Here is a 26,286-nt window from a genome sequence, read left to right as displayed (position 1 = left end):
TCCCAGGGCATGAATGAACGCCGGATCACCCGTGGCGCAAGAGCCCGGGGCGCGGGGAAGGGTCCGGTAGAAAATGGGGCGACGCTGCCCGAACGGGACACTCTTCACCGATAGAATTCCGCAATGCGGAATATCTATTCCGTCTGACGGTAGGCTATGATCCGCTCCTGATCATGTCAACAGCAAAACAGGGGACGGGAAATGACCGAGAGCCGCGTCGCACTAATCACCGGTTCGTCATCTGGAATTGGCGCAGCCGTTGCCCGCCGGCTGGCCGACGAAGGAATGCGAATAGTCGTCAATTCCGCCAGGAGCGAGGCCGCCGGCAAGGAACTCGCGTCGTCGCTGCCGGACGCTGTGTACGTCAAGGGTGATGTGGCCGACCCCGCGGACGCCCAGCGCATCGTGCAGGCGACGATCGACGCATACGGCCGCCTCGACGTCCTGGTGAACAACGCGGGCACGACACGCTTCATCCCACTGAACGACCTCGAGGGCGCAGACATCAGCGCCTGGCGGGAGATCTTCGACGTCAACGTCTTCGGCGCCTGGCAGCTGACCGCCGCCGCCGTTCCTCACCTGCGCGCCTCCGGCTCCGCCTCGGTGATCAACATCTCCTCCGTGTCGGCCACCCGCGCCCTGGGCAGCTCGATCCCCTACGCCGTGAGCAAGGCCGCGCTCAACCACATGACGCGTCTGCTCGCCTCCCAACTCGGCCCAGATATCCGTGTGAACGCGGTGGCCCCCGGACTTGTCGACACCGCCTGGTACGCCGAGGCCGACGAGGTCTGGGAAAGCTCCCGCGACTGGATCACCGCCAACACCCCGCTCAAGCGCGTGGGCACCCCCGAGGACGTGTCCGAGGCGGTCCACTTTCTGATCCGCGCCACCTACACGACAGGTGACGTCATCACGGTCGACGGCGGCCGCCACATCGTCTGATCCGCAGCCATCTCACTCGCAGGCCGTGACCTAGCCAGGACCCTGTGGACGGTGGAGGCGGCGATTTCCAGGAGCGGGCCGATGCGTGCGGGGCCAAGTTTCCGCTCGCGCCGCAGCGCGCATATCTGAGCTGCGCCGTCGGCGGGGGTTCGGTGCGCAGACGTGCGAGGCCGACTGGTTTGTCGGCGAGGCCCGCGTCGCCTTCGGCTCGCCGGCGGTGCACCCACTTGTGGGCGGTGGTGCGAGAGAATCCCATGTCGTCGGCGATATGTGCGGCGGGACGGCCTGCCCGGGGTTGGTCGACTAGAAGACGTCTGCCGAGGACGGGCACTTGGTCAGGCCGTAGCCGTACCGTCATGGGCGAAGTCGGGCAGTTCTGTGGACAGGAGCTCTGCGGCGCCGTTGTCGAGGAGATGCTGCATCTCGTTCGAGCGGGGCAGCATCGTCTTTTCGTAGGCGCGCAGGGCATCGTCGACGGTGCGGTGGTGGGCGAGGGCCAGGGCGAGTTCGCAGGCGTCGAGCATGGCGAGGTTGACGCCGCCGCCGAGCGGCGGCATGAGGTGGGCGGCGTCGCCGAGCAGGGTGACGGTGGGATTGTGGTCCCAGGTGTGCGGGACGGGCAGGGCGTAGATGGGGCGGTCGACGTACAGGCCGTCGTTGTCGGTGAGCATCCGGCGCAGAGCCGGCGTCCAGTCGCGAAATTGCTTCAGCAGCAGCGCACGGATGGCGGCGGTGTCTTCGATGGTCAGGCCGGCTGCGGTGATCCAGTCCTCGGGGACGCGCTGGATGATGTAGACGCGGATGTGGTTGCCGCTGTTGAGCTGGGCGAACAGGCCGCGTTCGCCGTCGGCGGCTGCGGCGCTGCCCTGGCCGACGAGCTGGGCGATTTCGGGGTGCTGGTTTTTGACGTCGTGGAACCAGGCTTCAAGGAAGCTGATGCCGCTGTATTGGGGGGTGGCGTCGGAGAGGGCGCGGCGGACTTTGGACCAGGCGCCGTCGGCGCCGATGACGAGGTCGGCCTCGATGACGGTGCCGTCGGTGAAGTGCAGTTGTCGCGGACCGGTTGTGGGGCCTTCGACGGAGCTCAGGATGTGGCCCCAGCGTACGGTTTTGGGCTTCAGGGAGCTGAGGAGGAGGTCGCGCAGCGCGCCTCGGTCGATCTCAGGCTTGAAGCGTTCCCCTTCTTCGGGTGTGTGGTGCACGAGGAGGGTGCCGTCGGCTGCGTCCATCTGGCGCATCTCCTGGCCCTCGGGCCGGCAGAGGCGGAAGAAGGCGTCGAGCAGGCCGGCTTCGCGCAGGGCGATCTGGCCGTTGTCCTCGTGCAGGTCGAGGGTGCCGCCCTGGTTGCGGGCGGCGGGGCCGCTCTCACGGTCGTAGACGGTGGCGGTGATGCCGTGCTGCTGAAGGATGCGGGCGCAGGTCAGGCCGCCAGGGCCGGCGCCGATGATGGCGATACGCGGGGCGGGGGCGGTGTTCATGGTGGTGCTCCGTTCGTGTTGCGTGGGCGCTGTGCTGTCGTACGCGGCGTTAGCGGGCCGCCGTGGTGGGGGTGTCCTTGGTGGTGCCAGCGGAGGGCGCGGGCGGACCGGCCTTCTTCAGCGGGACCTCGACGACGAGGAGTGCGGCGATGAAGGCGAGCGCGCACAGGATCGCGGCGCTGAGGAAGATGTGGCCGGTGCCGGTCGTGACCGCGTCGAGGTAGGCGGTCTTGGCCGCGGCGGGCAGGTGGTGCAGGGCGCTCGGGTCGTTCTCGGCTCCTGCGCCCAGCGTGGGCTGGACGGCGCGGGTGAACAGCGAGCCGAAGACGGCGACGCCGAGGGATCCGCCCAGGGTGCGGAAGAGGTTGACCGAGCTCATGGCGGCGCCCATGTCCCGCATCGAGACGCTGTTCTGCGCGATGGTGCCGGCCATTTGCATGGTGAAGCCCAGTCCGATGCCGACGAGCGTCATATAGAGGCCGGTCAGCAGCCGTGAGGTGCCGGTATCCATGGTCGCGAGCAGTCCCAGGCCGGCCACGAGGAACACGGTCCCCAGAATGGGGAAGATCTTGTATTTGCCGGTGGCCGACATGACCTTGCCCGCGATGGTCGAGACGATCACTACGGGGATCATCAGGGGCAGCATCAGCAGTCCGGAGTTGGTGGCCGAGGCGCCCTGCACGGTCTGCTGGAACAGCGGCAGATACAGGCCCGCGCCGAACATGACCACACCCGCGACCAGGATCAGCACCATCGCGAGCGGGTAGTTGCGGTGGCCGGTGAACACGGACAGGGGCAGCAGCGGCTCGGCGACGCGCTTCTCCACGGTGATGAAGGCGAGCAGTCCGAGCACGACGACGGCCGCGAGCGCAAGGATCTGCCAGGACCCCCAGGCGTAGGTGGTGCCTGCCCAGGTGGCGGCCAGCACGAGGGCGCTGATGGAGACGGTGAGCAGGGCGATGCCCGCCCAGTCGATCTTCGCCTTGATCCGCTTGGCGGGTACGTGCAGGTTCAGCCACAGCCACACCAGGGCGGCCAGGCCCAGTGGCAGGTTGACGTAGAAGGCCCAGCGCCAGTCGAAGTGGCCCGTGACGAAACCGCCGAGCAGCGGGCCGCCGATGGTGCCGATAGCCATGACCGAGGCGGTCATGCCCTGGTACTTGCCGCGCTCGCGGGGCGGCACGAGGGCGCCGATCAGCGCGAACGCGCCCGCGCCGATACCGCCGGCGCCGATGCCCTGCACGACGCGGAAGGCGATCAGCCCGGTCATCGACTGAGCGGCGCCGCACAGCGCGGATCCCACGATGAACACCGCGATCGAGGCCAGGTACATGGGCTTGCGGCCGACGAGGTCGCCGAGCTTGCCCCAGATCGGTGTGGTGACGGCGGTGACGAGCGTGTAGGCGGTGACGACCCAGGAGATGTGCTCCAGGCCGCCGAGCTCGCCGACGATCGTGGGCATCGCGGTGCTGACGACCATGTTGTCGAGCATGGACAGCAGCATCGCGAGCATGACGCCGAGCAGCACCCAGCGCACGTTCTTCGGGACGGCCGCCGGGGCCTGAGCGGGGAGGGAAGCAGGCGTGGACATGTCTGATCACTCCTTTCGGATACGAGAAGGGAAGTGAAGGGGGGCCGCCGGGCTGTGCCTCACGACGACCACTCCAGAAGAGCACACCAACTCAATAAGTGCAACTGCTTCACTTTTGAATCTGGGCAACTTTGCGGGTAGGCTGCGAGACATGCCAGACACCTCTCCCGCACCTGCCCCGGCAGCCCCGATCGGGCGCCGCGAACGCAAGAAGGCCGCCACCCGCCAGGCCATCGCCGACGCCGCGCTACGCCTGTTCCTCGAGCGTGGCTACGACGACGTGGGCATCCGCGAGATCGCAGATGCGGCCGATGTGTCCACGACCACGCTGTTCAAGCACTTCCCGGTCAAGGAGGCCCTCGTCTTCGACGAGGATGCGGACAAGGAGGCCCGCCTCCTCGCCGCGGTACGCGAACGCCCCGACGGCCAGTCGATTCCCGCAGCACTGCGCGAGCACGTACTGACGTACCGCGTCGCCGCAGCGGGTGGCGACGCTCGTTTCACCGCGTTCTTCGACCTCGTGAACGCCACACCGGCCTTGCGGGATTACGAACAGAACATGTGGCTGCGCCACACAGCCGCCCTGGCCCAGGTCATCGCCGAGGAGAGCGGCCTGCCGGCCGACGATCCCGCCTGCACCGCCCTGGCCCACTTCGCCCTCGAAGCACCGCGCGCCGCCCGCGGCCACGACGACCCCCGCCAAGCGATCACCCGCGCCTTCGACCTCCTCGAACACGGCTGGCACACCCTCGCCTCCGGCAAATGAATCCCTCCGCCGCGCCCCTTGCGACACCACAGCCGCACCCGGCGCCGTGGCCCCTTGAGCACGCCCTCGAGACACCTGATGCCGGGTGCAGGTCAGCGGATGCCGTCGTACTGGCCGTTCACACTGCCGCGCCTGGAAGTGGCGGCTTTCTGCGGGATGGAGCTGTCCGCCCAGTCGTTGGTGGTCAGCCACTGCCGCACGGGGTTTCGCATCGGTGAACTGTGCGACCTTCACCTGGCTGACCTGCATCTGCGCGAGGACGCCGCCTGCGGCGAGTGCCGGGCACCGCAGGCCCATGTCTGCCACCGCGACGGATTGATCACCGACGCGCGCGCGAAGACCAAATGGCCGTGGGAGTTCGACAACCAGGTGGTCCGGGGCGGGCTGATCAAACGGGTCAGCCCGGCAATGATCCACGCCTACTTCGACTACATGACGACCGAGTACCCGCGCGGGGCCGCCCACGGGATACTGCTAGTCCAGCAGCACGGACACAACCGCGGTCTGCCCTGGGCGCCCGAAGGGGCCCGCAAGATGCTCCAGCGGGCCGGGGCCCGCGCCGGCCTCGGTCTGATCCGAACCGGACCAGGGCCCGACATGAACTGCGGCCGACCGGTCCCGGGCCCGGTGCCCGTATGTGACCCCAGTGAGCCCCGACGGGGATCGGCCCGATGCACGATCGACAACTGCACGATGAGGACGTAACGGTGAAGCTCTTCGGCCCCAAGGCTGTGTGAAAGCAGCTCAGTTGACCTCGGCCTGGCGGTTCGTCTCAGTCGTTCACCAGCAAGATCTTGCCGGTGTGCTGGCCTGTTTCCATGAGCCGGTGTGCCTGGGCGGCCTCGGCCATGGGCAGGGTCTGATCGATGATGAGCTGCACGGCTCCGTTCTCGATCATCGGCCAGACCTTCTCTTGCGCTGCCGCCACAATGGCGGCTTTCTGCTCTGCGGGCCGGGTGCGCAGGGTGGTGCCGTGTACCGACAAGCGGCGGAAGACCAGCTCGGCGAGGTTGAGATTGCCCTCAAGCCCGTCCTGCAGGCCGATGACGGTCAGACGGCCGTCGGTGGCCAGGGAACGGATGTTGCGTTCGAGGTACTGGCCGCCCACGACGTCGAGGATGACGTCGTAGGGGCCGTGCTCGGTGAAGTCCTGCGTGCGGTAGTTGATCGTCAGGTCGGCGCCCAGGTCTTGCGCGCGGGCGGCCTTCTGGGGGCCGCCCACGGTGGTGACGACCCGGGCCCCCAGTGCCTTTGCGATCTGGATCGCAAACGTGCCTACACCCCCTGCTCCGCCGTGCACGAGGAAGGTTTCGCCCTCCTTCAGTCCTGCGGTCATGACGATGTTCGACCACACCGTGGCGACGGCTTCCGGCAAAGCGGCTGCCTCCGCCAAGCCGATCCCCTTGGGAATTGTGAACAGCTGTCCTGCGGGCACGGCGACCTTCTGCGCATAACCGCCGCCCGTCAGCAGGGCACAGACTTCATCGCCCAGCTGCCAGCCGCTGACGCCTTGTCCGATGGCACTGATGCGGCCGGAGACTTCCAGTCCCGGGTAAGGCGAAGCGCCCTTCGGTAGGGGGTACAGGCCCATCCGCTGCATGACGTCGGCCCGGTTCAGTGCGCTGGCCACTACGTCGACGACGACTTCACCGGCACCGGGCGCCGGATCTTCGACCTCGGTCCACTCCAGGACCTCAGGCCCGCCCGCTTCTTTGATCGTTACTGCTTTCATGATGCTCCGCTCATGTGGACGAGAAGGGCTTGCGGATGTCCGGAAGGGGGCGCCAGCCATGGGTCTCGCAGGGGAAACCTGGCGCTGCTTGTGGCCCATGCCGACATAGGTGAGGACTTGCATCCTTAAGTACGCAATACCCGCAAAGCGAATGTTTGCACTGCTCACATTAGAGAGTGAAGTGTGCAGCGTCAACATTGAGCGGGGTGAGGGCCGCCACTCGACGGTCACCCCTGGCCTGCCGAGGCGCGCGCGAGCCCGTGCTCACTGAGGGGGTCGCCCTCGCTCTGACCGATGGCGGTTACCGGTCGCCCGCGGTCAGAGGGGTTGCTGGCGGTTGCCTACGGGAGTGCCGGGGCGGCACTGAACAGCGCCAGGACCGCAGTGCGGACCTGGCGGGCGACCGCTTCGGGAGTGGCTGCGTCGAACTTGCCGTCGAGGTGCAGGAATGCCAGGCCGTGGGCGAGTGCCCACACCGATGTCCACAGCGCCTCCGGGTCGGCGTCGGGGAAGGTGCGGGAGACGATGTCGCGGACGTACTCCGCGATGGCCGCGGTCGCGGCGACCCGGTCTTCGTTGGCGGGGTCGCAGGGCTCGGCGAACATCGCCCGGAACAGGGCGGGGTGGTCGAGCGCGAAGCGGACGTAGGCGATGGCGACCGCCGCAAGCTCCTCGGGGGTCGCGGGTGCGGGGTGGGCGGCGGCCAGGTGCTCGGTGAGTTCGCGATAGCCCTCGGCTGCGACTGCGGAGACGAGTGCTTCGCGGTCCGGGAAATGGCGGTAGGGGGCGGTCGGTGACACGCCTGCGCGCCGTGCGACGGCCCGCATCGACAGTGCTGCGCTGCCGTCCTCCTCCAGCAGTTCGCGCGCGGCGCGCAGGCAAGCGGCACGCAGGTCGCCGTGATGGTACGCAGTCGCCTGTGTCACAGGTCACACCCTCTCGTGTATGCACCGCTTACATTCGCTGATTAATGTGAGCGCCGTACACATCTTAGGCGATCGCGCCGAGCGGTCGAACAGAGCAGAGAAGGATTCGGATGACCAGCGAGCTGTTCTCGTCATTGCCCCTGCGTTCCGGACAGGTGCTGGGCAACCGGATCGCGAAGGCTGCCATGGAGGAGAACCTGGCCGGCGAAGGGCAGTTGCCCGGCCGGCATCTGCTGGCGTTGTACCGGCACTGGGCTGCGGGCGGCACCGGGCTGCTGATCACCGGCAACGTCATGGTGCATGCCGAGGCACTGACCGGGCCCGCGGGGGTCGTGCTCGACGAGGCCGCTCCGCTGCAGCCGTTCACCGAGTGGGCCAAGGCCGGCAAGTCGGGTGGGGCGTCGATCTGGATGCAGATCAATCACCCCGGCCGACAGGTGCAGGCCGGCATGCCCGGCGTGGTGTGGGGACCCTCGGACGTAGGTGTCGACCTGGGACGGCACAGCAGCCGGTTCGGCCGGCCACTGGCCATGACTCCCGAGCAGATCGACGCCACCGTGACCCGGTTCGCGGTGACGGCCCACCGCGCCGAGAAGGCGGGCTTCGACGGCGTGGAGATCCACGCCGCGCACGGCTACCTGCTGTCACAGTTCCTCTCTCCGCTGGTCAACAAGCGCACCGACGCCTGGGGCGGGTCGCTGGAAAACCGGGCCCGCATGCTGCTGGACGTCGTGCGTGCCGTGCGCGCCGCGGTCTCGCCGTCGTTCGGGGTCGGGGTGAAGCTCAACTCCGCCGACTTCCAGCGTGGCGGGTTCGACACCGACGACGCACGGCAGGTGATCGAGATGCTCGAACCCCTTGGCGTCGACATAGTCGAACTGTCCGGCGGCAGCTACGAGAGCCCGGCGATGACCGGCCGCCCCGCCGATGAGCGCACCCAGGCCCGTGAAGCCTATTTCCTGGACCTGGCCAAGGACCTGGCGCGCGCCACCTCGGTCCCGCTGATGCTCACCGGCGGCATCACCCGCCGCGAGACTGCCGAGGCGGTGCTCGCCGGCGGCGTGGCGCTCGTCGGCATGGGCACCGCCCTCTCCGTCACCCCGGACCTGCCCGACCGCTGGCGCAGCGGCCGCGAGGCCGACCGGCAGCTGCGGCCGGTGACCTGGTCCGACAAGGCCCTCGCCTCGGCCGCCACCATGGCCCAGGTCCGCCACCAGATGCGCCGCATCGCCCACGGCAATGCCCCCAGGCCCGGCACCCACCCGGTGCGCGCCCTGCTGTCCGAACAACTCCAGCAGCGCCGCGCGCTGCGCCGCTACCGCACCTGGCTGACCGAAACCCGGCACACGGGCACAGGGGCGAGTCGGGCCGCGTGACCCTGTGCGCAGCCGGACTGAGTGACGGCCATGGGGTGACGCCGGCCCCGCGTGCAGTCCCTGTCCGGGCCGCCGCCTGGCCCCGCGCGCCGGGTGGGGCGGTGCGTGCCTATGGGGTGCGGCGCGCCCGGCCCCGCCACGAGGCGCGGACGGCAGCAGCGAGAGCCCTGCGGCAGGTTGCGCATCGCAGGTGAGACGCGACCATAAACGGGGGGGATATGCGCCCTTCTGTCCGGAGCGCCGGATGTTAGGCGCGAGGGAGCACGCACCCGGGACAGGGATCAGTCATGACCGAGATACCGCCGCCCATCACGCCCTGCCTCGAATCCGCCGCCAAGGAGCTGGCTGAGGCGACCGACCCACATCCGCGGATCTACGAGGTGCCCCGGAGCAGGGGCGCCAGATCCTCCTCGATCTGCAGAGCGACAGCAGCGTGCCCCGCCCCGACGTCGACGAGGAGTGGGTCGAGATCGATGCGGCAAGTGGGGTACGGTCCGCACGCGCATCCTCCGCCCCAAGGGGGCCAGCGGTCCGCTGCCGGTGGTCTTCTACATCCACGGCGCCGGCTGGGTCTTCGGCGACGACAAGACCCACGACCGCCTCTTTCGTGAACTCGCGGTCGGCGCGGGCGCCGCAGGCGTCTTCCCCGTCTACGACCGGGCGCCGGAGGCGAAGTACTCCACCCAGGTGGAACAGAACTACGCCGTGGGCCAGTGGGTCCTGGAACACGGTGCGGTGCACGGCCTGGACACCTCACGCATCGCCGTCACCGGCGAATCGGTCGGCGGCTGCATGCCCGCGGTGTTCGCGCTGATGAACAAGGAGCGCGGCGGGATCGACCTCAAGGCCCAGGTCCTGCTCTACCCGGTCACCAATGCCGACTTCGGCGCCCCTTCCTATCTGCAGTTCGCCGAGGGCTACTCCCTCACCCGCGAGGGCATGCAGTGGTTCTGGGACGCCTACACCACCGACCCCCGCCCCGCGGGCCGACCACCACGCCTCTCCCCTGCAGGCGGGCCTCGAGCAGCTCAAGGGCCTCCCCGCCACCCTGGTGATCACCGACGAGGCAGACGTGCTGCGCGATGAGGGCGAGCAGTACGCCAACAAGCTCTGCGAGGCTGGCGTGGATGTGACATCCGTCCGTGTGGCGGGCCTGGTTCACGACTTTCTTCTGCTGGACAGTCTGCGCGACACCCGCGCCGCCAACGTCGCCCGAAGGCTCGACGTCGACGTCCTCAGCTCAGCTCTGCACGCCACCTGAGACGCGCCCCCACCTCTCGGTGTTGACGGTGCTTACATGGCTGGCTAGGGTGATGTAAGCACCGTCAACATTTTTGTGAGGGAGTCATCAGATGGCGTCAGTACTGCAGGAAACCGTCACGGTCGATCTGGGCGGCCGTTCGGTCACGGTCCCCAAGGGGGGCCTGTACGACCGGTACCGCATGGCCACCGACCTCGACGAGGTCGCCCGCGACCCCCGCGTCAGTGGCGTGGACTTCTTCCGGCGGCTGCCCAAGACCGAGGTCGACTCTCCGATCGGGGCCACGCTCACCCCGAACTTCTACTACCGCATCTCAACCGCCCGCCTCACGATGCTCGCCCGCACCCGCGCCATCCGTACCCGCCTGCCTGGGGAGCTGGCACCCCTGGAGGTCGCGCCCGGACTCGGGCTCGTCTCGGTGATGTTCTTTCGCTACGACGTGTGTGACATCGACTTCTACACCGAAGCCGCCGTCGGTATCGCGGTGAAGCCGGCCCGGCACGGCGGACTGGGGCTCTTCGATCTCGTGACCGCCCTGAAGAACGAGCACCTCGATACCTATGTGCTCTCCCTGCCGGTCAGCAGCGAGATCGCGCAGGTGCGCGGGCACGACGGCTACGGCTTCCCCAAATGGGTCACCGGACTCGACGTCGACATCGACGCGCGCCGCACGACGGCGCGGGTGGCCAACGACACGGGCGGGACGGACCTGTCGTTCTCTGCTCCCACGCCTGCCCAGAGCGCCCATCCGGGCGGTGAGCGGGTCTCCAGCCTCACCTCGTACACGTCAATCAACGGAGCCTGGCACTCCACCCTCAATCAGACCAATGTGCTCGCGGCGGGCACCGCGCGCTTCCCCCGCGGCCTCGATCTCCAGCTCGGGCAGGGCCCTATGGCCGACGACCTGCGCTCACTCAAGCCGACCAGGACGGTGCAGTTCGACGTCATGACCGAAGGCCAAGCCGCCCTGCACATGCCCGTCCCCACCTCGGTCCCCAGTCGGGACCAGTGACAAGGAGCTCCGCCATGGTCACCGATCACGCCGCCCCGCCTGCCACCGCCCGCGGCACCGGCCTGCCCGCCTCACTCTCCCCAGACCGAATACACCAGCTGGCGGGGCGCGTCGCGGCCACGGCCGATGCCGAACGGGGCACCACCCGCGCCCCCTACACCGGCGCCCCGTTGGCCGACCTTCCCCTCTCGGCTCCCGCCGACGTCGAGGACGCGTTCGCCCGTGCCCGCACCGCCCAACGGGACTGGGCAGCCGCCCCGTTGAGAGAGCGCAAGAAGATCATGCTGCGCTTCCACGACCTCGTACTCGCCCGCCAGGACGAGGCACTGGACCTGATGCAGGCCGAGAGCGGCAAAACCCGCCGCGACGCCCACCTGGAGGTGGTCGACACCGCGATCACCTCCCGCTACTACGCGCGCAGCGCCGCCACGTACCTGGGGCCCAAGCGCCGCCGCGGCGCGGTCCCGGTACTGACCCATACCACCGAACTGCGCCACCCCAAAGGCGTCGTCGCCATCGTCTCCCCGTGGAACTACCCCTTGAGCATGGCCGCCGGCGACGCCATCCCGGCGCTCATGGCCGGCAACGCCGTCGTCCAGAAACCCGACACCCAGACCGCCCTCACCGCGCTGTGGGCCCTGGACCTGATGCACGAGGCTGGACTGCCCGCCGGCGTATGGCAGATGGTGATCGGCCGTGGCAGCTCCATCGGCGACGCCCTGATGGCAGGTGCCGACTACATGATGTTCACCGGCTCCACCGCCACCGGACGACGAATCGCCCGCGACGCGGGAGAACGCCTCATCGGCGCCTCCCTCGAACTCGGCGGCAAGAACGCCATGATCGTGCTCGATGATGCCGACATCGACCGCGCCGCCGACGGCGCCATCGCCGCATGCTTCCCCTCGGCCGGACAGCTCTGCGTCTCCATCGAGCGCCTGTACGTGGCCAAGTCCCTGCGCGACAAGTTCGTCGCCGCCTTCGTCGACCGCACCAAGAGGCTCACGCTGGGCGCCGCCTACGACTTCAGCATCGACGTCGGCTCCCTCACCACCCCCGCCCAGCTGGAAACCGTCACCGCACACGTCGACGACGCCGTCACCAGGGGCGCCACCGTCCTGGCCGGAGGCAGGGCGCGCCCCGACCTGGGCCCGCTGTTCTACGAACCGACCATCCTCACCGACGTCACCCCCGACATGACGCTGCACGACCACGAGACCTTCGGCCCCGTCGTCTCCCTTTACCCCTTCGACCACGTCGACGAGGCGATCGCACGGGCCAACGCCACCGCGTACGGCCTCAACGCCAGCGTCTGGACCCGCAACGGGGCGCGGGGCCGGGCCGTTGCCGCCCGCATCCACGCCGGCACCGTCAACGTCAACGAAGCCTTCGCCGCCGCCTGGGGCAGCATCGACGCCCCGATGGGCGGCATGGGCGACTCGGGAATCGGCCGGCGTCACGGCGCCGACGGAATCCTCAAATACACCGAGCCGCAAACCGTCGCCCACCAGCGCCTCCAGGGCTTCACCCCGCCCTCTCGCATCTCGCCCGACACATGGGCCGCGCTCCTGACGGGCGCGCAGAAGGTCCTCAAGGCGGTCGGCGCTCGGTGAATCCTTCCCGGGAGCGAGCGTCATCACAGCAAAGGAGACAGAGATGACCAGAGTCCTCATCGTCGTATCCGCAGCGGACCGCTGGACGCTGAAAGACGGAGAAGTGCACCCCTCGGGCTACTGGGGCGAGGAACTGGCCATGCCCCACAAGATCTTCACCCGCGCAGGATGGGAGATCACGATCGCGACGCCCGGCGGCAAAGTCCCCACCCTGGACCGCCTGAGCATGTCCCGCACCGCCGGCCTGCCGTCCAAACTCCGCGAGGTCGCACGGTACCTCGACACCATCCAGGACCAACTGAACAACCCCACACCCCTGGAAGCGATCGACCCGGACGCATACGACCTGGTCTTCTACCCCGGCGGACACGGACCGATGGAGGACCTCGCCACCGACCCGGTCTCCGGAGCGCTCCTCACCCGCGTGCTGCACTCAGGCAAGCCGCTGGCCCTGCTGTGCCACGCACCGGCCGCCACGTTCGCGGCGAAGAACGAGGACGGCTCGTGGCCGTTCGCCGGATACCGGATGACGGGCCTGTCCAATTTCGAGGAGAAGTTCAACAGGTTCGGCCGCAACGCGATCTGGCTCCTGGAAGACCGCCTGCGCGCAAGCGGCGCCGAGTACCGCAAGGGACGCCTGCCCCTGCGCCCCTTCATGGAAGTCGACCGCAACCTCTACACCGGACAGAACCCCGCCTCCTCCGAACTGCTCGCCAAACGGCTCGTGGAGGTCCTGGACACCTGAGCGGCCAGACGCGGAGCCTGTGCAACACCACGAGTTCAACCTCAGCAGAAGGCAGGTTCCCTACCTTCCCCGACGCGAGGGCGGGCGCCACTCACTCGTCAGAGCGATCGATGGTGTCCTTCTCGCAAGGGTCCCGGGCATGTTCGCTCTGTTCAGCTGCAGGTTGCGCAGCCTGCGCGGACGCTCACGGCCGGAAAACTCGAGGAGCAGCGGTCGGTGCTGCGCCGGGAGTTCGCGGAGCTCGGTGCCGCCTGGCGCGTGGCCCGGGGTGCGGGGCAAGTGCCGGATAAGGCGGCTGGTTGGGAGGTTAGGCCGGGGTCGGGTGGCCGGTGACGGCGACTGCGCGGGCCGGGGAGGGAAGGGACGCCGCGTCCTGGTGCCGGGGATGCGGGACCGGCCGTCCCGCAGAGTCCGGCCTTCCAGGTCCGCAGCACCGATTCCTCGCCCTCGCCGTCGCTGGTTTGCACCGCCAACGTGATGATCATGCCGGGCGTAGACCCCTAGAGGCCGATCTGGCCGGAGTATTTTGCCTCGGCGACTTCCTGATTGCTCCACCATCCGGTCACGGCGGGGCCATCGGCGCGGAACTGGACCCGAACGATGTAGGTGTCAGGTTTCACGACGCTGCCGGGACGCCCCGCAGTACGTGGGAGATCCGCAGCAGTTTGCCCTGCCGGTTGCTGACGTAGATCAGACCGTGGTCGCAATCCAGCTTGATGCCGCTGACGTTGCCCAGGCCGTCGGCCACCACGCGCTGACGGCCCTTGGCCTCGCCGTCGGCCACGACGACCTCGTGCACCTTGCCGCCGGCCGAGTCGCAGACGTAGGCGTGGCCCGCGCCGTCCAGCGCCACGCGGACGCTGCACCCAAGGCGGGTTGCCACGGTGCGCGGGGTGGCGCCGTCCGCCGTCAGGTCGATCTCATACAGCCCGCCGAGGTCGTACTGACCCACGTATGCTCTGCCCTCGGCCAGCGCCACCCCGGCGGCCCTGGGTACGTTCCAGATGCGCTGCTGCTGCGCCGGACGGCCGTTCAGGCCGTACTCGATCAACTGGTTGTTCTCCACGTCGGTGACGTAGGCCCGGCCGCCCGGCAGGTCCAGGGCGACGCCGTACGCATACATGCCCTCGGCGATCACGACCGGAGGGGTGGAGCGGTCGGCCAGGTCCACCCTGAGCAGGCGCTTGCCGCTGTAGTCGGTGATGTAGGCCTGGTTGCCCGGCAGGTCCAGCGCCACGTCGTTGATCTGGCCCGGCGTCGCCAGGACCCATTCGGTGCCGTCGCCGTTGTCGGCAAGGTCCACCTTCAGCAGCCTGCCGCTGTTGTACCGGTCGGTGACGTACGCCTTCCGGTTCGCCCGGTCCAGCGCGAGGCCGTCGGCCGTGCCCAGGCCGTCGACGAGCGTGGCGTGAGGCTTGCGGGGACTCGTCTGCTGTGCGCCGCCGCCCTTGTGAAGAGGGTGCATCGTGCTGTCGAAGTCGAGTTTCTCCAGCTCGAAGACCTCATGGACCCCGGCGAGAGTGGAGACGACCTCGGCCTCCCCCTTCTGCAAGAACGGCCTGCCTTCGTCGGTCAGGTCGAAGGTGTCCTTGGCCGCGCCGCTCTCGCCGAGCTTCCACGCGATGACCTTGGCGTATGTCGGCTCCTTGGCCTGCGGGCCGTCCGGGTGCGTCTCCTTGACCTCCACCGGCTCGGGGTAATACAACGCGACCCACCCGCCGAAGGAGATGGGGAATTCGTAGTCGAACCTCCGCACCTGGCGCCGCTGCGTGGCCAGGACGTCCACCCGGCTACCGACCTCACCGCTCAGCGTGGACGACGTCTTGAACGCGGTGGTCAGCGAGCCGCTGACCGACGCGGTGATCCCCAGCATCAGTTGTGCCGACAGCTCGCCGGTGCCGGTGGCGGTGCTCGTGGCCGTGGTCGTACTGGTCGACTGCGACTGCGACTCGGAGTCGACGCCCTGGTTGTCCTTGCTGTTCTTCAGGGTGGTCTTCTGCGACTGGTTCGCCGCCATGCTTTTTTGCAGTTGCTGCTGCAGCGAGGCGGTGACCTTGGCGCCGAAGGTCAGCTGCACCTGCCCCTGGAGCGACCAGCTGATCGTGTTCGAGATAGAGAACTCGACCGTGTGCGACCACTTCGTGGGGACGGGGTCGGTCCGGTTGACGTACGTCTGCTTGGAGATCACATCAGGAGGGGGCTGCGCGATGTCGGCCCGCTCTTCGACGAGCGGCACGCCCACCGTCATGTAGGCCGTCCATCCGCGCTCGTGTGCCGCGGCCTCCGTCTCGGGGAATCCCTCAAACCGTCCCTTGTTCAAGGAGAACCCGATGGGGTGGACGTCCCGATCCTCACCGTCCGGCGACTTCTTCTCGGCTTTCCTCTTCAATTTCTCCCTGTCCCGCTCCAGGATCGCGGGGGCCTTTGTGGCGACGTCGAGCTCTTTTAGGTTACGGCCGGTCAGCGGGTGGCGCATGTACCGTTCGCCGAGATGAGCCGTGCTCACATTGTTCTTTTTGGCGTCGCCCATTTTCTTGGATCCGTCCTCTCCTGTGGAACTCAACGATGTGACAGTCACTCAGTCTCGGTTGGCGCGCCGTCGGTCCTTTCGACTTTCGCGGCCGCTTCGGAGTTCTTCCTTCTCATTTCTTCCATCTCTTCCTCGCTCATCTTCGGCAGGTCCTCACCCTTGACCCCCGGCCGGTCCTCGTCCCTGATCTCGACCTTCACCTTCTTGAACGTCTCGTCCTTGGCCGAGGACGCCATGCCGGCCGTCGATGTGGGGTCCTCGCAGCTGGTTTGCTGTTTGGCGGCCGCCGAGCCGGTCCTCTTGAACAGTGGGGACAGAAAGCCGTTCATGATGCGGAGCGCCTCGGGTGACGTCTCACGCACAATCTTCGGGTCGCGCTCTACATTCGGAATACCGTCGTACAGTTCCGGGTCGACCCCTTGCCGTTCGGGCCGGGCGCCTGGAATTTTCTCGTGCACGTCTTGAGCGGACTCTTCGGCGGACTTGGCTTCACTCCCGCCGCCCTCGAAGATGTTTTTGAAAGACATGGTCTCCCCTTCGGTCGTCTTTACTTCCTACCCCTGAGGTAATCCGTCCATCCGGCTCGGCTCCACTCTTTGCGTCCATCACGTGCCCCCGCGCCGGCCGTAACGTTTATTCGGTGCGCAATGTCGGCCGAAAATGATCCTCGGCCGGGGTTTTACCTCGCGTAACGCAGCGAAATGGTTCACCCCCGGGCCTGAAGAGAGCCGAGGGCGGGCTGACGGGCAGACGGCGCCGGGTGAGGTCGAACTGCAGAGCGGGGTGAGTCCTCGCCAATCCGGCGGCTTCCGCAACAGGGGTGCGCACGCGGCCCGTTGCCCACTGCGTCGTGTCAGCGGCCGGACGTCACCGTGAACACCGCAGCCGCCACCACAAAAGCCGGTCTCCTCGGCGAGCACTTCACGGACGAGGACGACCTCGTAGTGCGGGCTGTGACGGGTGCGCGCGGCGACGCGGCGGCGGGGCCGGGGCAGCAAGAGGGCCGTCGGCGGCGGGAGGAGGAGCCAGGCGCGGCATGAGGCCGCGTCAGATGCAGGCTCCTGCCGCTGGGCGGGGGCAGCTGAGACATCTGGGAAGGCCGGAGGGCCACCCCCGCCCACCCTCCCCGAGCCTCCCGTCGGCGAGGTGAGCTCATGCCGGGAGAGGCGCTGCTACCGCCCCAGCCTGCGCAACAACTCGGCTCGCACAGCTGCTTCCTGCTCCAGGAGCTCCGCGTACACGGTCAGAGTGCAGCGTTCCTCGATGGCTGTCGGACGGGGTTCGGCCAGGCGGTCAGGTCATGGACCTGGCCGTCGAGCCCGACGGCCAGCTCCGCCTGATGGGGAGAATGAGCGTGGGCCAGATGGACGAGGCAGAGCTGCGGTGCATGCATCCCACCAGGTCTGCTGGAGATCCGTCGCCGCGCCCTGTCCCGTCATCCCGCTATGAGGACCAGCACATGGACCATCGTACGGACGAAAACGATCCTGCTGACGTCGAGAGCCCGTACACGGCCTACCTGCACGTGCCGCAGCTTCTCGCTCTGCAGCAGCCGCGTACCCGGCCTGCGCGGGGCGCGCAGTGGTGCGATGAGCACCTGTTCATTGTGGTGCATCAAGCTTCGGAGCTTCTCCTCGCCCATGCCCTGGTCGAGCTACGGCAGCTTCGCCACCCGACCGGCAGTGTGGCCGGCAGCGCCCAGGTCACACTTCAGCGGGTGCACGACCTGCTGCGCCAGCTCGAAGGTCTGCTCACCCTGCTCGACACGCTGAGCGAGGAGGACTTCGCCTCTTTCCGCCCCCTGCTCGGTGAGGCCAGCGGCGGGCAATCCGTGCAGTTCGCCGAGCTGTTCCACCACATCACCCAGCCACGATGCGGCGCACCGTTACCACTTGCGCACGCACGACAAATGAACGCGGGTGTGACCCGCGTGCGTGAGGCAGCAAAGAGCTGGAAAGAACGGCACCTCCACCTGGTGGAACGGATGATCGCAGACCAGCCTGGCACCGACGGCACGGCCGGAGTCGCCTATCTCCGCTCACGCATTGACAGGGCAACATAGATGGACCGGTTGGCGACCGCACCGTCGCGGATCTTCACGTGGATGGCATCGATGAAATGACCGGATAGACCGGGTCGAGGGGGCGGTTCTGCCATTCGGCCCCGGTCACGGGGCACCGCAACCTCCACCGGGCCGACCTCGGTCAGCACCGTTCTGGGGCGGGACCCGTTGCGGGAGTTGCCACCGTTCTTGCCCGCCGGACCGTGCCGGTCATGGCCGAGTGGCTCGGTGACCTCACCTCGCAGGGATGACTTCAGAAGCCGCTACGTGAGCTGCTGCAGCAGACCTCCCTGGCCGGGCGGCTGGAGGCCTTTAGCCTGGGCGCGGCCGACCAACTCCTCGATCAGCTGATCATCCACCGTCTTCGCCGGCTGCGGGACGGCTACCCCTCAACTCGCCTCCTCGGGCGTGTTGTTGCTCGCCATGGGTGCATCCTCCATGATCAGGAGTTACGCCCTTCCTTTTACAGCCCCGCTTGAGACCCTGACCTTGAACCCCCGGCCTGCGAATCGGTGGCTGGCGGGCAGCGAGGCCGGTGGGAGGAGTTCGAGCTGAATTCCGCCGGCCTCAGTAGGCGGAAGGCTTCATCATCGTGGGGGCATTCCTGGGTGTCGGAGCATCACCCGCCCTGCACAGGCCATAGCTTCTGCCCCATGGACACTCAGGGCAAGACCTACGTCACCAAGGCTCTCGACGACAGGGCCTTCGCGGACAAGCTCATGGGCGACAAGGCTCTGGCCGACGACCTGATCACCGCGCTGCTTGCCGATGAGTCCCTCAAGGACCTGGGCCTTGCCAGAGTGGTGATGTCCCTCTTCGTCAAGGCGGACACCTTCCACGAGGGCATGACCCGCCTGATGGAGGGGGCGAAGCACGACGAGGACCTCGCCGGCTTCTTCAAGGTCATGAGGACGTACCAGGTCACCATGCAGGCGCAGTCGAACCTGGAAGCCGCCACGAAGACGGCCACACAAGAGAACATTCTCAACCCCGTCAGGGGGGTGTATGTCTTCACTGGCCGCAACTGCACAGGCAAGCACGCAGCGTTTGGTGGCGGCCGGCATGACATGGCCGACCTTGCCAGGCAGATCGGCAACGATGCCATCTCCAGCCTGTCCATCGCCAAGGGATGGAGCATCACCCTGTTCACGGCTGCGGGATTCTCCGGCGACCGGACGACTATTGGCCCTCGGCGCGACGGGGTGGGAGGCGATCGGTACAACCTGACCGACGGCTTCGACAACGGCGTCTCCTCGTTCATAATCACCGGCGTCAGCGCGGATCCTTCCCGCCAGCACGAGGTCACGGACACGTACCACGGCGCAGCCACCGGCTACACCATGGCGGAGGGACAGACCCACTACTAGGGCGAGGGATGAGAGCCCGTCCTTGAGCTCTCAGCCACGTTCCGGCGAGGACCTCTTCCTGCCGAGTTCGTCGTCCGGATGGGAACACCAACGAGCGCCTGACGGCGGTGACCCAGGCCATGCCCGCCCTGGAGGCTGAGCTGTGCGCCCTGGTGGACGTACTTCCGGCGAAGGCCCTCATGGCCTTCCACGGGGGTGGGACGTCCTGCTGAACTCCCGTGCGATGGCGGCTGCCCGGGCTGCCTGCGCCGCTGGGGCCAGGACGTCGAGGAGCTCGGGAAAGGGCTGGCGCGGACTGCGGCCACAGCCGAACCTCCTCAGAGGCGCCCGCCCCCGGGCCGGTCGGTATCGCACCCGGCGCGTACGCCCGCTCTCGCGTGGCCTGTGCGCGCCGGAGGCGGTCGCTGGACCTGGCGGCGGATAGGTGGCGACTCAATGCGCCACCGCGCACTTCGTAGCTGCCTCAGTACGTCGGTCCCCTGCAGTGCGCCGCGGTAACGGTGCGAACGCGGGGAAGACGGTATGGGAGTGCCGCTCAGGACAAACGTTGCTCCTGAGCACAGCGGCACAGGTGTGAACGGCCCGCGTTCACAGTCATCCTTCCCCTCGATTCGCCGCACCCCCCTCATCCATCGGACCCCTCTCGACCAAGGAGGACGCGTGGCCGAGCACTACCTGCTGACGGGCGCCACAGGCTTTGTCGGGGGAGCCATCATCCTGGAGCTCTTGGAGCAGACCGAAGCGGACCTCTCCTGCGTGGTCAGAGCGAGAAGCGACGCGATGGCCACCGAGCGGCTCAAGGGAACACTTCGTCGCGCGGCCCAGGTGTACGGGCGAACAGATCTCGTGGGCGAGATCGACGGTCGTTGCCGCGGCGTCGCCGGTGACCTCACCCTGCCGGACCTGGGCGTCACCTCGAACCTGGGCCGCGTCGATCAGGTCTGGCACGTGGCGGCCTCCCTCGCCTTCGAGGACTCGGGCAAGGACGAGATCCTCACCCAGAACGTACAAGGGACCCGGCACACGGTCGCGCTGGCGAAACGGTTCGGTGTCTGCGTCTTCAACCATGTCAGCACCGCCTATGTATCAGGGCGCAGAACGGGTCCGATCACTCCCGATCCGGTCTCCCACGACGGCGACTGCAACAACTGGTACGAACGCAGCAAAGTGGCAGCCGAACTCGTCGTCACCTCCGCCGGATTCGACTGTCTGCGGATCTTCCGGCCGAGCGTGGTAATCGGGCACAGCGAGACGCGGGGAACGGCCAGCAACAGCGGGCTGTACGGATTCGTCTCCGCACTCACCCAGTACCGCGCCGAACTCACGCCGTTGCTCGGCGACGTGCTGGCAACCCGTCCGCTGCGCCTGCGCATGGCGCCGGACTCGCTCACCAACTACGTCCCCGTGGACCGGGTCGCCGCAGCCGCGGTAGGAGTGGCACGCGCCAGCGACCAGTCCGGTATCTACCACCTGGCCAACTTCGAACAGCTACCCGTAGGTGCCATGCTCAAGGCCGTCTTCGATGCCCTCGGTCTGCCCGAGCCTGCCTGTGTCGCCGACGAGTCCGACCTGGCCCTGGTCGACCTGAAGGCCGACCGGCTCTGCACCTTCTACCGCCATTACACCAACGGCACCCGCGAGTTCGACCTGGACTCCGTCGAACAGCTCATCGGCCGCGACCTCCTCAACGTATCGATGTCTCAGGAGCGTCTGGCCGAGTTCATCGACGTGTTCCTCCAGAACACAGGCGGGCACAAGGCAGAGGCCTCCCATGAATCTTGACACGCGCCCGCTCGGCCAGCGCCTCCCCCAACAATGGGCCTCAGACCGTGACGCAGAGGTTGTCGAGGCGATCGCGCGGCTCGAGGAGCCCCTCCATGTCGTCAGATCCGGCGGCGGCTTCTCCTTGAGCACAAGCCCCTCGTCGCTCAGCACCACGGGCATCGCAGGAGTGCTTCCGCCGCTTTCCCCGGAGCAGCTGGGCGACCCGTCATTCTGCGCGGCCCACGGAACGCGCTTCCCCTACATCGCCGGGGAGATGGCAGGCGGCATCGCCACGCCCGCCATGGTCATCGCCATGGCCAGGGCCGACATGATGGGCTTCTTCGGCGCGGGCGGGTTGTCGCACGATCGCATCGCCACGGCCGTATCCGATCTCTCAACCGCCCTGCCCGGCCGGCGGAACTGGGGCGTCAACCTCCTGCACACGCCCTCGGAACCCGCCGCCGAGGAGCGCACTGCGGAGATGCTCCTGGCCCAGCGCGTGCCCGCGGTCTCCGCTTCGGCGTTCATGGAGCTGACTCCGGCCGTGGTCCGCCTGGCCGCTCATGGCCTGACCCGGGGCCCCCACGGCGCGGTGCAGCGTACGACGCGGCTCTTCGCCAAGGTCTCCCGGCCTGAGGTGGCCGCCCAGTTCATGGCCCCCGCGCCGGCCGAACTCCTGCGCCCGCTGGTCGAGCGCGGGCAGCTCACCCAGGCCGAGGCCGACCTGGCCTCCACGGTGCCGGTCGCCGAGGACATCACCGTGGAGGCGGACAGTGGCGGGCACACGGACAACCGCCCGCTGACCGTGCTGCTCCCGGCCATGCTCGCTTTGCGGGACACCCTTGCCGGCCGGCACGGTTACCCGCGCCAGATCCGGATCGGCGCCGCTGGGGGTATCGGCACTCCCGGGGCTGCGGCCGCGGCGTTCGCCCTGGGTGCGTCGTACGTCGTCACCGGCTCGGTCAACCAGGCTGCCGTGGAGTCCGGTCTTTCCGGCGACGCCAAGGCGATGCTCGCCCAGGCCGGCATCGCGGACGTGGTCATGGCTCCGGCCGGCGACATGTTCGAGCTCGGTGTTCGCCTGCAAGTGCTGCGCAGGGGAACCATGTTCCCCGGGCGGGCCGAGCATCTCCACCAGATCTACCGGGCGTACCCGTCCTGGCCGGCGGTACCGGCGGCCGACCGCGCAAAGATCGAACGAGATGTCCTGCGAGCCCCCTACGAGCAGGTGTGGGCGCGGACGCGTGCGTACTGGCTGGAGCGTGCGCCCGGCCAGGTGGAGCGGGCCGAGCGCGATCCGCAGCACCAGATGGCACTGGTCTTCCGCTGGTACCTGGGCATGTCCAGCCGCTGGGCCGTCCAGGGCGAGGCCGGCCGACGAACCGACTACCAGATCTGGTGCGGCCCGGCGATGGGCGCCTTCAACGAGTGGGCCGCCGGCAGCTTCCTGGCCGACGTGGCCCATCGTTCGGTGGTGCAGATCGCCCGGAACCTGCTCACCGGCGCGGCCGTCATCACCCGCGCGCACCAGCTGCGCAGCTGCGGGGTCGAGGTTCCCGCCGCGGCCTTCGCGTTCGCCGCCCGACCGCTTGCCTAGGCACGGCCGCGGGCCGAGAGGAGCCAGATCGTGAACGACCACGCCCCCGCCGTACCCATCGCCGTGGTGGGCATCGGAGCCCTGCTGCCCGGAGCGCGCGACGCCGAGCAGAGCTGGCGGATGATCCTGGGCCGACGTGACCACATCACCGAGGTGCCGGCCGACCGCTGGCTGGCGGAGGATCTCCTCGCCCCCGACCAGCCCGACGGGGCGTACATCGCACGGGGTGGGTTCCTGCCCCAAGTCGGCTTCGACCCCATGGCGCACGGCATGCCGCCGCAGTCCCTGCCCGCCACCGACTCCGCCCACCTGCTGTCTCTGCTCGTCGCGGAACAGGTGCTGCGTGATGCGTGCGGCGGGCAGCTCGAGGGGCTGGACCGCGACACGGTGAGCGTCATCCTCGGCGTGACGGGCTACCTGCCGCTGGCGGTGCACATGGCCATGCGCACCGCCCGGCCGATCTGGTTGAAGGCGTTCCGGGAGGCGGGCCTGGCCGAGAGCCGGGCCCAGGAACTGTGCGGACGTATCCTGGAGCACATGGTGCCCTGGCAGGAGGACACCTTTCCGGGGCTGCTGCCCAATGTGACGGCAGGCCGGATCGCCAACCGCTTCGACCTGCACGGCGCCAACCACACCACCGACGCCGCCTGCGCCAGCTCCTTCGCGGCCCTGACGACCGCGGTCGATGCCCTGTCACTCAAGCGGTGCGACCTGGCCCTGACCGGCGGGACGGACACGGTCAACGACGAGCTGATGTTCACCTGCTTCAGCCAGACCCCGGCGCTCTCGCCCTCCGGCGACTGCCGTCCCTTCTCCGACCATGCCGACGGCACGCTCCTCGGTGAAGGCGTGGTGATGTTCGCGCTCAAACGCCTGACCGACGCGGAGCGCGACGCCGACCAGGTCTACGCGGTGATCCGCGGAATCGGCGCCTCCTCCGACGGCCGGGGCAACGCCATCTACGCCCCGCTGCCCGCCGGTCAGGAACGCGCCCTGCGCCGGGCGTACGAAGCGGCGGGGTACGGGCCCGAGTCCGTGGAACTGCTCGAGGCGCACGGCACCGGGACCAAGGCGGGTGACCGCGCCGAATTCGCCGCCCTGTCCTCGGTGTTCGGTGCGGCAGGCCGCAGCGGGGATCCCTGGTGCGCGCTGGGGTCGATCAAGTCGCAGATCGGCCACACGAAGGGTGCCGCGGGTGCGGCGGGCCTCTTGAAGGCTGTGCTGGCTCTGCACCACCGCGTCCTGCCGCCGACCATCAAGGTGGACCGGCCGAACCCGGACCTGGCTCTTGCCACCAGCCCCTTTTACCTGAACACCCGGGCACGCCCCTGGGTCGGCGCGGGAGGGCCGCGGCGCGCGTCGGTCTCCAGCTTCGGCTTCGGCGGCACCAACTTCCATGTCGCCGTGGAGGAGTTCATCCCCTCCGAAGAGGGATCGGCGCGGCCCGCCCGACGGCTGCGGTCGGCCTCTGCCGAGCTGATCCTGTTCAGCGCAGCCACCCTTGACGAGCTGCGCGAGCAGGTCACCCAGGCCAAGAAGTCGCCGCTCAGCGAGCTGGCCCGCACTTCGCAGACACGGTTCGAGGCCGGGGCGCTCCACCGCCTGGCCCTGGTGGTCGAGGACCCCGGTGAGCTCGCGAGCAGGCTCGACCAGGCAACCGGTCTCCTCAGTGAAGCCGGGGACGACGGTTTCTCCACTCCGGACGGCACCTACTACGCTCACGGGACCGCCGACCGAGGTTCCCTGGCGTTCCTTTTCCCCGGGCAGGGCGCCCAGTACGTCGGCATGGGGTGCGAGCTTGCCACCCAGCACCCCGCGGCGCAGCACGTCTGGGAGCAGGCAGGCGCCCTCGACTTCGGCGTGCAGCCGTTGCATCACATGGTCTTCCCCCCTCCCGCCTTCAGTGACGAGGAGCGCGGCGCACAGCAGGCCCGTCTCACGGCGACCGAGTGGGCCCAGCCGGCTCTGGCGGCTCACAGCCTGGCCGTGCTGGCGCTGCTGAACGAGCTGGGCCTCAAAGCCGACTGCGTGGCGGGGCACAGCTTCGGAGAGCTGATCGCCCTGCATGCGGCCGGCTCCTTCGATGCCGAGACGTTGATGCGCCTGGCCAGGCGGCGCGGCGAACTCATGCGGGACGCGGCCTCCACGCCCAGCGGCATGCTCGCCGTCAGCGCCTCGCGCGCCCGTACCGAGGCGTTCCTGGAATCGGCGGGAGGGGATCAAGCCTGGGTGGCGAACGACAACGCGCTCGAGCAGACCGTCCTGTCCGGCACGGTCGAAGCGTTGGACACTCTGGCCGTGGATCTCGCCGACGCCGGGATCACGGCCAAGCGGCTGCAGGCCTCGGCGGCTTTCCACAGCCCTCTGGTCGCCTCCGCCTGCGCCCCCTTGGCCGAGTTCCTCGCCCAGTGCTCCATCGAAGCCCCGGCTATGGACGTCTACGCAAACGCGGACGCCACCCGCTATCACAGTGACCCGGATGCGGTGCGCGGCCGGATCAGCCAGCACCTCTCGATGCCGGTGCGGTTCCTGGAACAGATCGAGTCCATGTACGAGGCGGGGGTGCGCACGTTCGTGGAGGTGGGCCCGGCGAGAACCCTCACCGGTCTGGTCGGTCGCATCCTGAGGGAACGCCCGCACTTGGCGGTCGCGACCGACGCCAGGGGCATGGACGCGACTGTCGCACTCTTCAAGGCGCTGGCCCAACTGGCCGTGCACGGCGTGGAACTGGACTGGCAGGCGCATTGGCTGCCGTACGGCCCGCCGCGTCAGGCAGCCGCCGAGCCCGGCCTCTCGATCGGCGTCGACGGCGGCAACCAGGGAAGGCCCTACCCGCCCGCGGGCGGCGCCACGGCGTTGCCCGCACCCAACCCGGAAGGCCCCGCCGTAGGGCGGCAAGAGAGCGTGGAGAGTGATGGCATGCCCACGGGGCACCCTCAGCAGCACCTGCACGACGAGGCACAGCGCCGGGCCGCGGACGCCCACGCCGACTACCAGCGGTACATGACCGAGGCTCATCTTGCCTTCTTGCGCCTCACGCAGGAGTCCTTGGCAGAGCGGCGGGAGCGTCCCGAGGGCGCCGCTCGTGTTGAGGAACGCCCGGCGGCTCTGCCCGCCGCGGCTCCGCCCCCGGCAGCCGCGCCCTCTGCCCCGGCACAAGCCGGGCCTTCGGCCCCTGCCCCGGTGCCGCTGCCGGCCCGGCCGGCGGATGCCGCCCCTGACACCGGCGCCCCTGCGGACGGCACCCCGGTGCAAGAGGCCGTGCTCAGCGCGGTGTCCGAACGGACCGGATTTCCCAAGGAGCTCCTCAACCTCGACATGGAGCTGGAGAAGGAACTCGGCATCGACTCGATCAAACGCGTCGAGATCATGTCGATGCTCCGCAGCAAGCTCGGCGAGCTGGGCGCGACCGCCGAGGAGTTGGCTTCGTGCCGGACACTGCAGCAGATTGTCGACAGGCTCCAGGGAAATTTCCGCTAGGCCCGGCCACCCGGACCCCGGCCGCCGGGCCTCCTCTCGAACCT

19 protein-coding genes and 3 pseudogenes are annotated in these 26,286 nt (G+C 68.5%); 14 read left to right on the top strand and 8 right to left on the bottom strand.

The features are described from left to right. The first annotated feature begins 201 nt into the window (after positions 1-201). Positions 202-942: an SDR family oxidoreductase gene (locus AB0M70_RS30295; RefSeq protein WP_365824782.1), complete on the top strand. Its 741-nt coding sequence runs from the start codon at positions 202-204 to the stop codon at positions 940-942. A gap of 35 nt (positions 943-977) precedes the next feature. On the opposite strand, the pseudogene AB0M70_RS30290 reads toward AB0M70_RS30295, so the two are convergent. The 3 genes and pseudogenes from AB0M70_RS30290 to AB0M70_RS30280 form a co-directional block, all read right to left on the bottom strand. Then, positions 978-1,300: pseudogene (locus tag AB0M70_RS30290) on the bottom strand (leucine zipper domain-containing protein); the annotation flags it as partial. Beyond that, entirely contained in the window at positions 1,278-2,420 is a 1,143-nt protein-coding gene (locus AB0M70_RS30285; RefSeq protein ID WP_365824780.1) for an NAD(P)/FAD-dependent oxidoreductase, read from the bottom strand. The pseudogene AB0M70_RS30290 and the gene AB0M70_RS30285, both read right to left, overlap by 23 nt. Before the next feature lie 49 nt (positions 2,421-2,469). Continuing rightward, positions 2,470-4,011, bottom strand: a complete 1,542-nt coding sequence (locus AB0M70_RS30280; RefSeq protein ID WP_365824778.1) for an MDR family MFS transporter — start codon at positions 4,009-4,011, stop codon at positions 2,470-2,472. A gap of 151 nt (positions 4,012-4,162) precedes the next feature. On the opposite strand from AB0M70_RS30280, the gene AB0M70_RS30275 reads away from it, so the two are divergent. Both AB0M70_RS30275 and AB0M70_RS30270 read left to right on the top strand, forming a co-directional pair. After that, positions 4,163-4,777, top strand: a complete 615-nt coding sequence (locus tag AB0M70_RS30275) for a TetR family transcriptional regulator (protein WP_365824776.1) — start codon at positions 4,163-4,165, stop codon at positions 4,775-4,777. Positions 4,778-4,855: 78 nt separating this feature from the next. Next, on the top strand, positions 4,856-5,482 hold the full coding sequence (locus AB0M70_RS30270; RefSeq protein WP_365824774.1) for a hypothetical protein: 627 nt from the start codon (positions 4,856-4,858) through the stop codon (positions 5,480-5,482). 67 nt (positions 5,483-5,549) lie between these two features. On the opposite strand, the gene AB0M70_RS30265 is transcribed toward AB0M70_RS30270, so the two are convergent. Continuing rightward, positions 5,550-6,509 carry an NAD(P)H-quinone oxidoreductase gene (locus tag AB0M70_RS30265; protein WP_365824772.1) on the bottom strand — a complete coding sequence of 320 codons (960 nt, stop codon included), beginning with the start codon at positions 6,507-6,509 and terminating at the stop codon, positions 5,550-5,552. Positions 6,510-6,850: 341 nt separating this feature from the next. Beyond that, positions 6,851-7,435 (bottom strand): TetR/AcrR family transcriptional regulator, encoded by a 585-nt coding sequence (locus tag AB0M70_RS30260; protein WP_365824770.1) that lies wholly within the window; start codon positions 7,433-7,435, stop codon positions 6,851-6,853. A gap of 110 nt (positions 7,436-7,545) precedes the next feature. Here AB0M70_RS30260 and AB0M70_RS30255 point away from each other — a divergent pair, with 110 nt between their 5' ends. From AB0M70_RS30255 to AB0M70_RS30235, 5 genes and pseudogenes are all read left to right on the top strand, one after another. After that, entirely contained in the window at positions 7,546-8,811 is a 1,266-nt protein-coding gene (locus AB0M70_RS30255) for an NADH:flavin oxidoreductase/NADH oxidase family protein (protein ID WP_365824768.1), read from the top strand. Between the two features lie 459 nt (positions 8,812-9,270). Then, positions 9,271-10,072: pseudogene (locus tag AB0M70_RS30250) on the top strand (alpha/beta hydrolase). Between the two features lie 91 nt (positions 10,073-10,163). Beyond that, positions 10,164-11,084, top strand: a complete 921-nt coding sequence (locus tag AB0M70_RS30245; RefSeq protein ID WP_365824766.1) for an acetoacetate decarboxylase family protein — start codon at positions 10,164-10,166, stop codon at positions 11,082-11,084. A gap of 14 nt (positions 11,085-11,098) precedes the next feature. After that, entirely contained in the window at positions 11,099-12,697 is a 1,599-nt protein-coding gene (locus AB0M70_RS30240) for a succinic semialdehyde dehydrogenase (protein WP_365824764.1), read from the top strand. Positions 12,698-12,740: 43 nt separating this feature from the next. Further along, positions 12,741-13,442 carry a type 1 glutamine amidotransferase domain-containing protein gene (locus AB0M70_RS30235; protein WP_365824762.1) on the top strand — a complete coding sequence of 234 codons (702 nt, stop codon included), beginning with the start codon at positions 12,741-12,743 and terminating at the stop codon, positions 13,440-13,442. A 616-nt stretch (positions 13,443-14,058) separates the two neighbouring features. Here the strand turns inward: AB0M70_RS30235 and AB0M70_RS30230 are convergent. Together AB0M70_RS30230 and AB0M70_RS30225 are read right to left on the bottom strand one after the other, a co-directional pair. Next, positions 14,059-15,972, bottom strand: coding sequence for a hypothetical protein (locus AB0M70_RS30230; RefSeq protein WP_365824760.1), 1,914 nt, complete (start codon positions 15,970-15,972; stop codon positions 14,059-14,061). Between the two features lie 44 nt (positions 15,973-16,016). Next, a complete protein-coding gene (locus tag AB0M70_RS30225; protein ID WP_365824758.1) occupies positions 16,017-16,499 on the bottom strand; it encodes a hypothetical protein in 483 nt (160 codons plus the stop codon). Between the two features lie 345 nt (positions 16,500-16,844). Between AB0M70_RS30225 and AB0M70_RS30220 the strand changes: the two genes are divergently transcribed. Then, positions 16,845-17,012: a hypothetical protein gene (locus tag AB0M70_RS30220; protein ID WP_365824756.1), complete on the top strand. Its 168-nt coding sequence runs from the start codon at positions 16,845-16,847 to the stop codon at positions 17,010-17,012. A 260-nt stretch (positions 17,013-17,272) separates the two neighbouring features. Then, a complete protein-coding gene (locus tag AB0M70_RS30215) occupies positions 17,273-18,034 on the top strand; it encodes a tryptophan 2,3-dioxygenase family protein (protein ID WP_365824754.1) in 762 nt (253 codons plus the stop codon). Here the strand turns inward: AB0M70_RS30215 and AB0M70_RS30210 are convergent. Further along, positions 18,016-18,393 (bottom strand): annotated as a pseudogene (locus tag AB0M70_RS30210) (transposase); the annotation flags it as partial. The gene AB0M70_RS30215 and the pseudogene AB0M70_RS30210 overlap by 19 nt on opposite strands. 294 nt (positions 18,394-18,687) lie before the next feature. Between AB0M70_RS30210 and AB0M70_RS30205 the strand changes: the two are divergent. The 4 genes from AB0M70_RS30205 to AB0M70_RS30190 all read left to right on the top strand — a co-directional run bounded on the left by AB0M70_RS30205 (position 18,688) and on the right by AB0M70_RS30190 (position 26,242). Continuing rightward, a complete protein-coding gene (locus AB0M70_RS30205; protein ID WP_365824751.1) occupies positions 18,688-19,401 on the top strand; it encodes a hypothetical protein in 714 nt (237 codons plus the stop codon). A 660-nt stretch (positions 19,402-20,061) separates the two neighbouring features. Further along, a complete protein-coding gene (locus AB0M70_RS30200; protein WP_365824749.1) occupies positions 20,062-21,183 on the top strand; it encodes an SDR family oxidoreductase in 1,122 nt (373 codons plus the stop codon). Next, on the top strand, positions 21,173-22,762 hold the full coding sequence (locus AB0M70_RS30195; RefSeq protein WP_365824747.1) for a PfaD family polyunsaturated fatty acid/polyketide biosynthesis protein: 1,590 nt from the start codon (positions 21,173-21,175) through the stop codon (positions 22,760-22,762). The genes AB0M70_RS30200 and AB0M70_RS30195 overlap by 11 nt, the downstream gene beginning before the upstream one ends. Before the next feature lie 30 nt (positions 22,763-22,792). Further along, positions 22,793-26,242, top strand: coding sequence for a beta-ketoacyl synthase N-terminal-like domain-containing protein (locus AB0M70_RS30190; protein WP_365824745.1), 3,450 nt, complete (start codon positions 22,793-22,795; stop codon positions 26,240-26,242). Positions 26,243-26,286: the final 44 nt, after the last annotated feature.

Origin of the sequence: Streptomyces sp. NPDC051214, assembly GCF_040682375.1 — a bacterium.
Taxonomy (GTDB): Bacteria; Actinomycetota; Actinomycetes; order Streptomycetales; family Streptomycetaceae; genus Streptomyces.
This window is presented reverse-complemented; position numbering and strand designations above follow the sequence as displayed.